Origin of the sequence: Streptomyces liliifuscus, assembly GCF_016598615.1 — a bacterium.
GTDB classification, from domain to species: domain Bacteria; phylum Actinomycetota; class Actinomycetes; order Streptomycetales; family Streptomycetaceae; genus Streptomyces; species Streptomyces liliifuscus.
In genome coordinates this window covers 1-12756 of sequence record NZ_CP066831.1, presented here as the reverse complement: position 1 = coordinate 12756, position 12756 = coordinate 1, and the positions used below count along the sequence as shown (strand labels likewise).

The window sequence follows — 12756 nt, the reverse complement described above, 5'->3', positions numbered from 1 at the left end:
GTGCCTGTATTGTGACTGAGCGCGCTAGTTGGCCAGTGAGCGTTTCAGTTGACCACTTTGGCGCTCAGTCCCGAGCACGGCCTGTACCCCTGCGTCGGAATCATGAGTTCGTCAGGCGATCGATGAGCCATCGCGCTTGAGCTACATCGCCGCCGCCCACGGTCAGGCTGGCTCTGGCAGCGGTGTAGAAGCGGTCCCGGCCTTCGTCAGCGCGCCGCACGGCAGCCACCCAGTCGAAGTCATCACTGGCGATGCCGCGCGCCGCCCGTTCCAGCTGCAGCACCGCCCAGCGCCACTCGCGTGCGGCGGCCACCGTGTCGGCGTCACCCAGCAGAAGCACCCTCTCCCACGCTTTGGTCCGCTGGGCGTCCGCTTGGGCGATCAGCTCAAGGCCCGTGTTCCGATCAATCGGATGCGCCCGCGACGAGGGTCGTGACGCCGCCGTGATGCGATGCGCGAGTAAGTGGACCTCCTTGAGCGCGCGACCGAACTCGGAGTAGGCGTCCAATCGACGCTCATCCCACCGCACCGAGAGGGCACGTTCCCACTGCGCTCTGTCATTAAGACGTGCCGTGAGCAGCGTCCCGAGAACGCCGACGATGACACCCATGAGTGCAGGCAGCTGGTTCAGCAAGGCAGTCACCCTCAGAGCATGCCCGTAACGGTGTCCTGCCAAGTGGCGCGCTCAGAGTGGCCAACTGGAGGATTCTGACCGCGCTTCCGTGAGAACTACGGCCAGTGCTCGATCGAGTCGTACCACGTCGAGCCGACCCGTAACGGTGTGGAGGCCACAACCGCTCTGTCACCCTTTTGGGTTGATTGCGAACCAGCCCCCAGAGTCCGCTCTGTCCGTCGGGCACGATGCGGTGCATGCGACGGGGGGCTTCGTGGTTCCAGCGGGTGCTATGTGTAGTCGGCCTGGTGTCGACGTGCTGCGGTCTGGTCGGCTTGTGGTGGACCGCAGACAAACTGGTCGGCCCTCTCGATGAGTTCACCGACGCGCTCGGCGTCGGCTTCGGTGCGCTGGGAGTGATCGTCGGCGCGGCCGCGCTCGCGGTCTCCTGGCTCGGTTACCGGGCCGACCGGCGTGAGCACGTGGGCGGGCTGCCGATCGGTGACCTCGCCGACGCGCTGGCCCTGCCAGTACGTGGTCAGTGGGAGGCCGAGGCCCAGTTGCGGCGCCTGAACGACCCCTACCCGCTGCCCGTCTCCTGGCAGCCCGCCGATGAGAACCTGGTGGAGCCCTGGCCCCTGCTCCTCCAGGTGGCCAGCCGTCACGCCCCTCAGAACCAGTGGGCCGCACGCCCTGAAGATCTTGTGGGCACCGACACCGAGATCACCGACATTCTCACCCGTCGCGCTCCCGGACGCCGCCTGCTCGTCCTGGGCGAACCCGGCGCCGGTAAGACAATGCTGCTCGTTGTCCTCCTGCTCGGCCTGCTCGATCGACGCAGCCCGGGGGACGCTGTTCCAGTCATCTTCCCGCTCGCCTCATGGAACCCCAAACAGAGCCTGGAAGCCTGGATGGCGAACCGGCTCACGACTGACTACCCCGCGCTGAGCCAACACCACACCGGGTACAGCGGGCAGAACACGGCCCGGGCTCTGCTGGACAACCGCCTGATCCTCCCGATCCTAGACGGACTGGACGAACTCGCACCCTCCAGTCGTAGTGCCGCTCTCGTCGCCATCAACGCCGCCCTCCCTCCGGGCCGTCCCATGGTCCTCTCGTCCCGGAGCACCGAGTACGGCCAGGCGCTACGACCCGGCACAGGTGTCCCTCAGCGCCTCAACGGCGCCGCGGGAATCGTCCTTGAACCACTCTCGCTGGACACCGTTGCTTCTTATCTACGCCGGGACGCCGGTGGCGAAGGCACCCTGGCCGCCGACCGCTGGAATCCCGTCCTTGACCGAATGACCCAGGGCTCACCCCTTGCAACGGTCCTGACCACGCCCTTGGCCCTGTTCCTGGCCCGAACGATCTACAACCCACGCCCTGACGAAGCCGGTCCCCACCTGCCCAACCCCGCCGAACTCTGCAACACGGAACGCATCCTCACCGAAAGCGCCCTGCGCACCCATTTGCTGAATGCCTTCATCCCCGCCGCCTACCGCCCGCATTCCCTTCATCCCTGCCATTGGACGCCAGCCCGAGCGGAACACGTCCTGCGCAAGGTCGCGAATCACCTGGAGCGCAGACGGCACGGGACGGTGGATATTGTTTGGTGGGAACTGCGGTATGCGCTGCCTGCGCCCGTCCTCACAGCGGTCATCGGAGCCATGGTTGGCCTGCTCACGCTCGTACTCTCGGCTGCGGGCCATGCCGTCGTCAGGTTCCACAGCGGGGGATATTACTTCTTCAATGGCTGCGGGTTGCTCTGCGACAGTTGGGAAGGCAGTTGGCTAAGCGGCTTCGGAACCTTTCCGAACTTCGTCGCCAACGTGTTGTCGATTCCTCCTACGGACCACGTCTATCCTCCGTGGGACTGGTGGCAACTGTTCCTCGACTGGCCAACCGGCATCACGAGCGCCTTCATCTACGTCACACTCGGCTGTCTCATCGGCAGCGTCGCCAACCTGAGAAGCCGCGTCGTTCCTGCCCGACGCCTCCACTGGTCCTTCAACTCGCGTGCTCTCGCTCTGAGTCTGTCCTGCTCACTTGCTACCGGGGGCCTTGCGGGATTGGGCTACGGTCCTCTGGCCGGGCTCTCTTGGGCCACCATCACCTTCGCCATCTGTGCCATCACCACTGGGGTGACGGCCCTGCCTGCCGAGGTCCAAACCGCTGCATCGCCGATGACTCTGCTGCGCGAAGACCAGCGCAGTTTCGTACAGTTCTTACTTGTCCCTGTCCTTGCGGGCGGATTTCTCCTCGGGCCCGGAATTGCGCTCGGTTACACGGCGGCCGACGCACTTCTGGACCTGAACGACCACATCATGTCTGCTGGCAGCGGGATCGGATTCTGGGCCGGATGCATCCTCGGCCTGGCCCTCGCGCTGAATCGCACCGCCAACGGCCGCTTCCTCCTGATCCGCCTCTACCTGATCCTCCATTGGAAGCTGCCGTGGAATGTGATGGCGTTTTTCGACGACGCCCACCGGCACCGCGGCGTGCTACGACAGGTCGGTTCGGCCTACCAGTTCCGGCATCTCGACCTCCAGCGGCACCTCGTAGCCTTGGACGTTGCGACGCCAGCCAGTCCGGCTGTGCGTGCACCGTCGACCGCCAGCGATCCGCCTTCATGAGCGAGACAGTCCGGCCAGGCCCCTTGTTCCGTGGCGGCTGCGACCAGTGCAGGGTCAGCCTGTACCGCATTGAGCCGACCCATCACGGAGGCGCGGTCACAGCCAACTGGAGCGACCAGTCACAGTATGAGGATGGTGCTGATCCCGTTTGCCGTTCGGTTGGGTGTCGATGGTCGCCATTCCGAACGGCAACGGCAGCGCGGGGCCTTCAGTCGGCTGCAGGGGGTCTGCACGAGTGGCCTCTTAATGCGTTTTCGTCAGCCGTTGTGCCCCTGGGGTCGGTAGTACGGCCTTTCAAGGTTTCTAAGGGGGAACCGGACCCGATCCGGATCCAGAAAGTCTATGAGCTCGGCGAGTTGAAATTCCAGTGCTTTGAGCCGGCTAGTTCCTCTCTCGGGGTGGTCAGCTAAATCAACGATCGATTGCCTCAGCAGAGTGAACCACTCTTGGAATTGTTGGTCACTCTCCAAGAGAGCAGTGAACTGTGCAAACCCGAGGCATCGAGATGCCCGGCCTTCAGTAGCCGCGTCCGGCACGATCATTAGTTCACCGATGGCCCGCTGATACCCGTAGAGAACCCGCAGTGGTGGATCAAGGTCACGCGCGAACAACACCTGGCGGATGAGGCTCAGGTGCTCTACCAGGCGCTGGTTGCGTTGCCGATTGCCAAGATCTATGAAGCTCACCGACCTGCGAAGGATCTCTACCCACCCGAGATACTCAGCCACAACAAACATCGTGTGTCGCAGGGCGTATGCGGCTCGATCCCCGTCCGCTTCCATAAATCGACCGAGGAACCCGTCTTCCATGATGGAAACTAAGCGGCTGCGTAGGTCATGTACGGACCATAGCAATGGATCGCGGTAGCCGGCCATCACGTCCTGGGTACGGTCACGCCGCGTCCGAGAGTTGAGCCAGTAATTCAAAGGAACGGCTAAGAATGCGACTAATAATGCAGTCATCCCAGAAACAACGGCAACACTGATCGACGACTCCACGCTTCTCCCTGGCGTGCCCGATAACACCCCGCAGCGTCGTCCTTGGTATGCCCGTATGGCAGATCGCCACACTCGGTCTCCGGCAGTAGCTCGGCCTCACAGCGGTGCTGCCACAGCAGCGGAGCGCCCGGCGCCAGCTCGGAAAGTAGAACAGCCATGGCCGCTCCCGGCGCCCCGCACCGCGCGTACGGTGGCGGTACGACCCGCGGGGAGGACCAGCCGATGAGCGTGCAGCCCGACCACGCACCCGTCACGCCGTACGCGCCCGCCCCGGGCGCTCCTGCCGAGCTGCTCGCGCAGCTGCGCGCCGACCGGCGTGCGGACCGGTGGGTGCCTGCCTTCGAGCAGGAGTGGGCGGCCGCGCTGGAGGAGTCCCGCCGCACGTTCTCCCTCGCCCGCCTGTACGAGGTCGTCCAGGTCTGGCAGGCCCGCGTCGCTTCCGCGCTGGCGGTCGACGTGTTCCTCGCCTCCGGCCGTGACGAGACCGGCTTCGTGGACCTGGAAGAGCTCCGGGGCAGGCGCCGGTGAGCGGTCAGCCGCCGTATGCGGTCCGGTTGTCGCCGCAGGCCGCGAAGGTGCTCGCCGAACTGCCCGAACACGCCGAAGAGATGCTGTGGGACGTCCTGGACGCCGCCGCAGCCGACCCGTGGGGATTCCCTCAGTGGGACGCCGGCGACCCCGAGGGCGAGGACGTCCGCATCGCGTCCGTCGGCCAGCTCTCCGTCATCTACTTCACAAACCGGCCGCTGCGCCACCTGTCCGTCCTGGACATCGTCTGGTTCGGATAGGCACACGTGACAACGCCCCGCCCCTGGCACTGCAGCCGCCGGGACAGGGCGTTTCGCACAGGCAAGCCCGCACTGCTCGGCTCATGCCCGGAGAGTTCCGCCATGGCAACGGTCGGTCCGAGCGATCGGCCAGGCACCTGCTCCGGGCGCTTCACTCCGGAGGCATCGCCCCGGGCAGCTGTCCGGCGAAGTCCAGCCACTGCTCGATGGTCCACACGACGACGCTGGAACGGTCGGTGGACATCCGCATCCACACCTCTTCGCCGCCGGGCATGAGCGCCACTTCCACGTGCGGCTCCTCCCACGTCCCCAGCGGGTACATCCACTCGATGCCGTCGGGCCACTTGCGCATCGCCACCGTGCGCACGCTCAGCGCCGCAGCCATGGCATCGAGGGCCGCCCGCGGTATCCGCACCTCCACCGGCTCACGATCGAACCCGGTCACCAGACCCCCTTTCCGCAGCGTGACGCACCGGCTCGCTGGCGCCTGACAGCCTGCCGGACGCAGGACCAGGACGACGTCGTCGAAGCGGTACGGGTGCTGCCTGTGCGGCTGCGTCCCCGCCCGGGCGGCAACGCGTATCCGCCTGAAGTGATCACCAGTTGCCGTGGGGGCGTTCGGCGCCGAGCGCGACTTCGCGGAGGCATTCGCGGCAGTCCGGCAAGCCGCTCGCAGGCCGGCCCTCTTCCTCCGACCAGCTGAAGCCGCACAGCGCCTTGGGCCAGCGCCTGTCGTCATCGGCGGCGGCGTGGGAGCCGTAGCCCGGAACGTTCCACGTGACCGGCGTCCCGCCGTCGTAGGGGGCACCGTCCGGCCAGTCGTACACGGGATCGGTGGTGGTGCAGCGCATCCGGAGGTCAGGGCCCTCCCACTTGACGCCCTGCCGGGCCTGAGCGGCCGCGTCGACGGCGTCCGCCAGCCGCTCGAACGACAGGTCGTAGTCCCTCATGTGGTCCCAGCTGCCCGGCTCCTGCTTGCGGACCACCGAACGGAACATCAGCAGCAGCCGCGCCAGGTCGTGCTGCCCGACCCGGACCGTGTCGGTCTGCGGGTCGTAGCCGTACGGGTCCTCGGGGCCAGTCTTCTTGGGCATCACACTTCTCCTACAAGCTGTCGTGGACGTCGGGCCCCACGGCCGCCCGGGCGAGCTCGACCGTGGCAAGACGCTCTGCCGGGTCCCGTCAACCGGCGTCGCTGGCCATGGAGCTGAAGGTCTCCCGCATGAGCTGGTCGGTGGCGCCGGGCTGTTCGACCAGGCTGTCGAAAAGGTCGGCCAGCAGCCAGAGCACGAAGTTGTGCACCAGGGCTTCCTTCGGCCGGATCGGCCCGAACTGGTTGCGCCAGGCCACGGTGTCCATGCCCATGGCCGCGGCCATGAGAACGCCGGTGACCATCGGTACCTGGGCAGGGTCGGCCAGTTCGAAGCCGGGCAGCTTGCGGATCACGGCCGGGATCAGATCACTGAGCGGATCGAGACGGTCCTCCTCCGCGCCGTCCTGCTGGCCGATGATGTGCGCGGTCAGCACACCCACCAGGAAGACCGTGCCCCAGGACACTTCCTCCCGGCCGTAGGTGTCCGTCGCGGCCTGGACACGCTGCTGCGCCTGCCGACGTTCCTCTTCTGACGTGCGCTTCTCTAAGATCCGGTACGAGTCCCATGCCCCGCGGACTGCCTCGTCAACGACTACTCCGTCACTGGTCATGCGCTGACCGTAGTGAGTCGGCGGATCGCGGCGGCAGTACTCGCAGGAACCGCTGGCTCGGATTCGGTCACGCAATTCGCTGCAACTTCGTGGCGCCCGCGTCGCGCGGCCCATCAGGCTGGATCCCGCATCGGAGCGCCGGGGACAAGGAGCGGTGACATGGCGGTTGCGGACAGCGTGGTGGCGAGCGACGAAGACGTGGAGTCGGTACGCCGGTGGGTGCGGCTCTCGTGCACCGAGCCGGGCACACATCTGCCCGCGCTGGCCACGATCGCGACGCAGCTCCAGCTGACGACGGCCGTGGTCCGCTCCGCCCTGGAACGCCTTGCCACCGAGGGGCTGGTGACCCTGCACGAGGGCTACCGCCACTACAGCGTCGGCACGATGTCCCCGACCGAGCGCGCGTACCGGCTCATCCGCACCGTGATCCACCGCAGCTTCCTGCCCGGCGAGCGGTTCATGACCCGCTTCGAGATCGGGCAGAGCTTCGACATTGGCACCAAGGAGGCCGCGGCCGCGGTGCGCCGGCTGGTCGCCGAAGGGCTGCTGGTGGGGCCGCGCGGGCAGTACGTCAACGAGTACGGCCCCGAACAGCAGCGCCGGCGCGTCAAGCAGCTGCGCGAGCGGGCCAGCGACCTGCGCCGCGAGGCCCTCGAACTGATGAGGGCCGCCCGGGAGGTCGAGCAACAGATGGAAGCCGAGGACGTCTTCAAGGTCGCGTAGCTGTCGGCGGCCCGAAAACTGCCACGCGCATCGCCGAAGCTGTGATGACGTCTTCGGCTACGAGCTCCATTTCCGCACCAACTCGCGTGTCTGGTACGACGCGGAGCACTGCCCGGCACGGGTGACCCGACCCGAGGGTCCGGGGATCACGGGGTTGGCGGCCGCCAACTTACGGCGCTGGGGTGATCTGCATGTTGGTCCTGCCGAGCTGCTCGCGCAGCTGAGCACCGACCGGCGCGCGGACTGGCGGGTGCCAAGCTCTTCGCCTATTACCAAGACGGCGCCAGAAGTGAAACGGGTGGGAAGCGGTTCGTAGTCCTTGTGAAAGGCTGGATGGCATCCAGGTCCGTCAGTGCGTCCGGGTTCTCCTGGGCGTTCGGATCAAAGATGGAAACATTTACCGTGACCGAATATGAGACCCGGTGGATGAACGAGTTTCGCGCTGCGATCCTCACCTTGAGGACCAAGACGTGACGCCCGGCTGGCTCGTTGGGACGCAGCGGTACGATCTTGGCGCCCATCTCGTCAACAGCCGCTATCGTGTTCGGCGCCCCCAAGAAGTTCCGCGGAGTGCTGAAGGACGCCAAAGATGCCGTCACTGTTGCTGCGACGCGCATGTTGGGATGCGTTCCGAACGCTTGTACCAGGCCGTCGGAATAGGGGATGAACGAGAACACGTCTTCCGTGGTAAGCGTGTCCGAGGATTGACGGGGGAAATCGAAGATCAACATCCCGCTATAGAAAGTAAGGACCTTGATATTCTGTGATACCGGCTCATGTCCTGCTCCAAGTGGCGACAGCCTATTCGGCCCCATATAGGGGGCGACTACATCATGCGGGGAACCTACGGCAGTTACTGGGAGATTGATAGCCATGGTCTGCTCCAAGTCGGAGTGATCCCCATTGGACGGTGCGTCAAATCGCAACCCCGCAAGGGGAAAAGCGGGCAATCGGACAACCGGATGCTGGCTGCCGGCTTGCCCCCCCAATGGTCCTATCGGCTCCTACCAGTATGTGCGTCCATAGGCGAGTCCGCCAATCGCACGCGAAACACCGACCGGGGCGCGGCCGCGCTCGACTACGGACTGTCCCGTACCCCATTCCGACGAGGATCGAAGACACCCGGCCGCGGAACAGCGCCGCAGTGATGTCCATGGCGAGCACCACCGTGTCGAAGACCCCGAGCCGGAAGCCGTGGTTCTGTTGACGGATTCCGACACCACTGGCAGCTGACCGGCTACCTGCTGCTCGATGCCGCCGACCGGTACTGGATCGACACCGTCGGCCTCTACCTCACCCGCTCCGGGATCCTCATCTCCTGGCCCGTCGACGACTACCTCGCCCGCTGGGCTCCTGCCGCTGCGAACTCACCGAGCTGCGCGGGTGTTCGCCGAACTGCTCACCGGATGCCGGGGCCAGGCCGACGCCCCGGTACTTCGGTACGGAGGAGGAGACCGAGCGTGTCCGGCAGCTGCTGCGCCGCCGGGCCCGGCGGCTGCCTGGTGTGCATCCAGCCCCTGCCCGAATCCACCCGCCGGCTCCGCAAGTTCTGCACTGCCTGGTGCGGCCGCGCCCAGGTCCTCCGGCGCCACGGACTGCTGTCCGCACCGCACAACAGCGCCAGGCCCGTCCCGGCGATGCCGTAATGGTGAAGACCGCAGCCCGATCCCGCACTTAGAGAGGGCTGCAGCGTTTTGACGGTGGTGTTTGGTGAAATTGTCCGCGGAACGTACGGAACTGCGGCAGACTGTGGTCCGACATAGGGTCGTCGTCGCTCGGCAGCTCCCGAACGGGTCCGCCAATTCCAGAGGTTGAGCGCCCACCGACGGACACCCTGCACTGGTTGCCCGCGGGTAGGCCCGGTGCTTGCGTTTCGACCCGCCACGTGACGTATCTGACCTGACAGAAGCCCCACTCAACTCTGGGGGCAGCTATCGGGCCCGCACGGTGGCTGCCCCCTCAAGGGTCGGATATGAACAAGTTGCTGCTGCGCTGCTTCTTGAGCACCGCATCAAACACGGCTGTCGCCCTCTCCAGCAGCTCGGAGGGCGCGGTATGAGTGGGCCTCATGATCTTCGCGTGACGGTGTTGCTTCTCGCCGGCATGATGGCGGCTTACGTCACCTACCAACATCCTGCAGCGGGGCCGCCTGTGGCGACTGGAGGTGTGGTCGTGACCGTTCTCTATCTCCTGATGAACGGCGACCGAAGTTGAGCATCCCAACTCGCCGGAATCTTCGTCACCTTCAGTCCGGCCGCGCGGCTTCTGACAGCGACGACGACCAGCAGCCCCAGCCCTGACGGCGGGGATCACGGGCCGGCGGCTGCAAGCCCCTGCTCTTAGAACACTGTCCGCAAGCCCCTGATGGCCTCCTGCACCGCCGCCTCGCCCTGGACCTCCAGGCACGCGTCCATCAACTTCTGCGCGGCACAGCGAAACGTCCCGTCCCCAGCGTTGCAGCTGTAGGGGACGGGACGTTTCGCTGCTAGCCGTGCCTGACCATGGAGGTCAGCGACGGATATGGACGATCGCGCCGCCGGCGAAGACGGCTCCGCCGAACAACGCCACAGCAGTGATCTGCTCCGTGTGCCCGAGTGCGGCCAGGAGGCAGATGGCGACCATGGCCAAGAGTGCAGTGATGGCAGGTGCTACCCGGCCCACCTGGGCGAGACGGGATGTCATTTCCCTTGCTGTACCGTTCCGAGGTGTCGCTTCAGGATTCATCTCTCGTGATTTCGCTCATGCGGATGTGATCTCAACGCGACACCGGGGAGTCCTCGGTCGTGCCCTCTGCCAGCGAAGCTCGGGCATGGCCTTCGGGGCTCCCCTTTTTTCGCGCTGGGGCCACGATGGTCGGGCGGGAAGGTACGTGCCCTGGCTGAGACCCCCCCCCGCGAAGAGATCAACGACGCTGAACTGCACCAGCAGTTGACGCCTAACGCTCCGCTGCGCATCCTGCACCCCCCTGTGGAGGGAAAGCCAATCCGGCACCCGTGGGAGTCACACGATCTTGCGTGTCCCGGGCGCCGAACTCGGATGCGCGCCGCTGGAAACGAGCTCGCCGTACGGCTGGCTGACACGGTGTGCCGCCTGGACCTCGACAACCGAGACTTCCGACCGACCGCGGCCAGCTCCGAGCTGCGCGGCGCGTTCGCCGAACTGCTTCCCGGGGCCAGGCCGACGCCCGGTACATCGTCGCCCGTCCCCGGCCTTGCAGATGCCGGGGACGTTTCACGTGGTGACCGGGGCTTCGGGCCTACTCGCCCGGCGCGTGTCCGACGGTTGCTGCTGGCGATGGGGCGGGTGACTCTGCCGGACTACCGTCTCCGAGGCCGAAAAGGAAACTCAGGATCACGACACTCGCAGCAGCACAGGTAACGGCAACTCCCAGGTCACCCTTGGTGGCCATGCCCGTATGCGCGTTCTGGCTGCGGTAGAACGCGATGCAGCCGACGACGATGCTGACCACAACGACGAAACCGTTGAGCGGCTGAATATGGAAAGTCACTGCGGGCCCTTGCCTCGATGAAGCCCTGGTTGGGGGGCCTCGACTGTCGGGGAGGGGCCTCGGAGGACCGTCGCATCGTGTTCGCTGACCGGTGTCGGCGTCTCGCCGTTTCACCAGTCACGACGCTCTGTGTACAGGAAGATACACAAGGAGTCACATCCGAGACCTTTTTTTTAAGGCCCGCGCTACTGCGGCGCAGAGGTGACTCGCTGCATCAGATGCTAACCCACAGCTACATCACGTGGTGCCATCATTGGAGTCTTCGCTCCCCGCTGTGCATACGTCCGCGTCTGCCGCCTTGGTCGGTACCGACGAGCACCAGGCCGTGCGCGCACTCCAGCAGTAGCCCCTGGCCCAGGCGATGGGTTCGACGGACGATTCCGCAGCCCCCGCCTCCCTATGCCGGCCGCGCCCGTTAGCTGCGGTCCTCGTACAGCTCGACGAGCTGCAGGTACTCCCGCCGCTGGTACTCCCAGCCGGAGCGCGCGCGTACCGGCGGCAGGTAGTAGCAGGTGTCACAGCAGGTCTTGACCCACGGCATGCCACCCCAGTCCATACCGACCCAGACGACGCGCTTGCGGCCAGGGGACGGGCAGGTCTGGCACGTGGACGACGCTTCCCGGGTGGCTCGGTTGATCACCGCCCACACCTCGCGGCCCTGGTCGAGGGGACAGCTCTTCCAGCACAGATCGCCGAACTTCTCTTCCCAGTACGGCTGGGGGTGACCGGGCCAGACCTCGTCCAGCTCGCGCTCCGCCCGCCGGATGATGGGTGCCCAGCCCGCGCCATCGGCGCTGAACATGGTGTGCACGACAGTGGGCCTGGTCTCCAGTCCGGAGAGCGGCCGTGTACTTCTCGCCGGTGGCGGCTTGTCGCTGACGGGCCCTCTGCGCGGCGGTCGTTCGCTTCCTGGGCATTGGATGCTCGCTCCTGGCGGTCTCCCACGCTCCCGCCGGATCGAGGTGCTGCCGGGGGGAAGCGGGCCCCGGAGGACCTTGGCCGGTCGATCACCTGACGGCGTGGGCGCTGGTGTCGGCGGGAGGCGTACGCATCTTGCCAAGCGGGATCGTACCGCGATGCCAGCCAGTGTTGGCGGGCGTGTCGTCGTACCCGCCGATGTTGGCCGTTCGACGCCCTGAGCGAACTGGACCCGCCCCGCACCGACTTCCTCCTGCCGCACGCGACCTGGACGGCTCCCACGATGGTGGAATCAGCCTCGATCTGGTAGCCACGCAATTTCACGGACATACCCCGCGCTCTCCTTTTCGCGGAATGTGGCGCGTAATCAGAAAATGCTCCCCGGAGCGGCGGGAGTGGCCCGGGGGTGTGGCGTCAGATCCCAGACTCTACACAGCCATGCTTAATGATGCATCACCCTTGCACCAACCTCCGCTCTCCAGGGTGACACATGGCCGATGCTCGCCGCGAAGCGGCGGGTCGCGGTGTATGCTGGCGAGGCTCTGGCGAACAAGTCGGGGCGAGTTGGGGCATCGGGGAGGGGTTCGGGTGGAGCGCAGCGGAGCCCGTTCACTACGGTGGGGCCGGCGCCTGTCGTGCCGACGGTCCGTCACTTCCGTTGCTGGTGTGGTGGCTGGGATTCCCAAGCCCTACACAAGGCCCGCGCGTGATGCACCTCCTCTTGCCGCCAGCTTCAGGAATCCCGCTTGCGGGATTCCTTCAATTCGCGCTTGCGCGAATTTCTCTGCTTTCAGAATTCCGCTTGCGGAATTCAATTCCCGCGCTTGCGCGGGAATTCACGCCGCGCTTGCGCGGCGTTCACTCTATGCAG

13 protein-coding genes are annotated in these 12756 nt (G+C 66.0%); 5 read left to right on the top strand and 8 right to left on the bottom strand.

Features of this window, described 5'->3' with window-relative positions; translation table 11 throughout:
• Nucleotides 1–100: 100 nt before the first annotated feature.
• Nucleotides 101–643, bottom strand: coding sequence for a hypothetical protein (locus JEQ17_RS00065; protein ID WP_200393221.1), 543 nt, complete (start codon nt 641–643; stop codon nt 101–103).
• Between the two features lie 278 nt (nt 644–921).
• Here JEQ17_RS00065 and JEQ17_RS00060 point away from each other — a divergent pair, with 278 nt between their 5' ends.
• Nucleotides 922–3246 (top strand): NACHT domain-containing protein, encoded by a 2325-nt coding sequence (locus JEQ17_RS00060; protein ID WP_200393220.1) that lies wholly within the window; start codon nt 922–924, stop codon nt 3244–3246.
• A gap of 257 nt (nt 3247–3503) precedes the next feature.
• On the opposite strand, the gene JEQ17_RS00055 is transcribed toward JEQ17_RS00060, so the two are convergent.
• Nucleotides 3504–4244 carry a hypothetical protein gene (locus tag JEQ17_RS00055; protein ID WP_200393219.1) on the bottom strand — a complete coding sequence of 247 codons (741 nt, stop codon included), beginning with the start codon at nt 4242–4244 and terminating at the stop codon, nt 3504–3506.
• A 222-nt stretch (nt 4245–4466) separates the two neighbouring features.
• Between JEQ17_RS00055 and JEQ17_RS00050 the strand changes: the two genes are divergently transcribed.
• Together JEQ17_RS00050 and JEQ17_RS00045 are read left to right on the top strand one after the other, a co-directional pair.
• Nucleotides 4467–4772 carry a DUF6247 family protein gene (locus JEQ17_RS00050; RefSeq protein ID WP_200401210.1) on the top strand — a complete coding sequence of 102 codons (306 nt, stop codon included), beginning with the start codon at nt 4467–4469 and terminating at the stop codon, nt 4770–4772.
• Nucleotides 4769–5032 (top strand): hypothetical protein, encoded by a 264-nt coding sequence (locus tag JEQ17_RS00045; protein ID WP_200393218.1) that lies wholly within the window; start codon nt 4769–4771, stop codon nt 5030–5032. The genes JEQ17_RS00050 and JEQ17_RS00045 overlap by 4 nt, the downstream gene beginning before the upstream one ends.
• 151 nt (nt 5033–5183) lie before the next feature.
• On the opposite strand, the gene JEQ17_RS00040 is transcribed toward JEQ17_RS00045, so the two are convergent.
• The 3 genes from JEQ17_RS00040 to JEQ17_RS00030 all read right to left on the bottom strand — a co-directional run bounded on the left by JEQ17_RS00040 (nt 5184) and on the right by JEQ17_RS00030 (nt 6736).
• Complete coding sequence (locus JEQ17_RS00040; protein ID WP_200393217.1) at nt 5184–5477, bottom strand: hypothetical protein; 294 nt, start codon at nt 5475–5477, stop codon at nt 5184–5186.
• 151 nt (nt 5478–5628) lie between these two features.
• Nucleotides 5629–6126 (bottom strand): hypothetical protein, encoded by a 498-nt coding sequence (locus tag JEQ17_RS00035; RefSeq protein ID WP_234047951.1) that lies wholly within the window; start codon nt 6124–6126, stop codon nt 5629–5631.
• 88 nt (nt 6127–6214) lie between these two features.
• Nucleotides 6215–6736, bottom strand: coding sequence for a hypothetical protein (locus JEQ17_RS00030; protein WP_200393216.1), 522 nt, complete (start codon nt 6734–6736; stop codon nt 6215–6217).
• A gap of 159 nt (nt 6737–6895) precedes the next feature.
• On the opposite strand from JEQ17_RS00030, the gene JEQ17_RS00025 reads away from it, so the two are divergent.
• Nucleotides 6896–7459, top strand: coding sequence for a GntR family transcriptional regulator (locus JEQ17_RS00025; RefSeq protein ID WP_200393215.1), 564 nt, complete (start codon nt 6896–6898; stop codon nt 7457–7459).
• 269 nt (nt 7460–7728) lie between these two features.
• On the opposite strand, the gene JEQ17_RS00020 is transcribed toward JEQ17_RS00025, so the two are convergent.
• Complete coding sequence (locus JEQ17_RS00020) at nt 7729–8334, bottom strand: hypothetical protein (RefSeq protein ID WP_200393214.1); 606 nt, start codon at nt 8332–8334, stop codon at nt 7729–7731.
• Between the two features lie 585 nt (nt 8335–8919).
• Here JEQ17_RS00020 and JEQ17_RS00015 point away from each other — a divergent pair.
• Nucleotides 8920–9105, top strand: a complete 186-nt coding sequence (locus tag JEQ17_RS00015) for a hypothetical protein (protein ID WP_200393213.1) — start codon at nt 8920–8922, stop codon at nt 9103–9105.
• 1610 nt (nt 9106–10715) lie between these two features.
• On the opposite strand, the gene JEQ17_RS00010 is transcribed toward JEQ17_RS00015, so the two are convergent.
• Both JEQ17_RS00010 and JEQ17_RS00005 read right to left on the bottom strand, forming a co-directional pair.
• A complete protein-coding gene (locus JEQ17_RS00010) occupies nt 10716–10967 on the bottom strand; it encodes a hypothetical protein (protein ID WP_200393212.1) in 252 nt (83 codons plus the stop codon).
• Nucleotides 10968–11382: 415 nt separating this feature from the next.
• The gene (locus JEQ17_RS00005; protein ID WP_200393211.1) at nt 11383–11769 is read right to left on the bottom strand and encodes a hypothetical protein; all 387 of its coding nucleotides are present in this window, start codon (nt 11767–11769) and stop codon (nt 11383–11385) included.
• Nucleotides 11770–12756: the final 987 nt, after the last annotated feature.

What these genes read in the sequence shown, in the direction of transcription:
- JEQ17_RS00050 (WP_200401210.1), top strand. Translation starts at nt 4,467, where the DNA reads ATGAGCGTGCAGCCCGACCACGCACCCGTCACGCCGTACGCGCCCGCC.
- JEQ17_RS00035 (WP_234047951.1), bottom strand. Translation starts at nt 6,126, where the DNA reads ATGCCCAAGAAGACTGGCCCCGAGGACCCGTACGGCTACGACCCGCAG.
- JEQ17_RS00030 (WP_200393216.1), bottom strand. Translation starts at nt 6,736, where the DNA reads ATGACCAGTGACGGAGTAGTCGTTGACGAGGCAGTCCGCGGGGCATGG.
- JEQ17_RS00025 (WP_200393215.1), top strand. Translation starts at nt 6,896, where the DNA reads ATGGCGGTTGCGGACAGCGTGGTGGCGAGCGACGAAGACGTGGAGTCG.
- JEQ17_RS00020 (WP_200393214.1), bottom strand. Translation starts at nt 8,334, where the DNA reads ATGGCTATCAATCTCCCAGTAACTGCCGTAGGTTCCCCGCATGATGTA.
- JEQ17_RS00005 (WP_200393211.1), bottom strand. Translation starts at nt 11,769, where the DNA reads ATGTTCAGCGCCGATGGCGCGGGCTGGGCACCCATCATCCGGCGGGCG.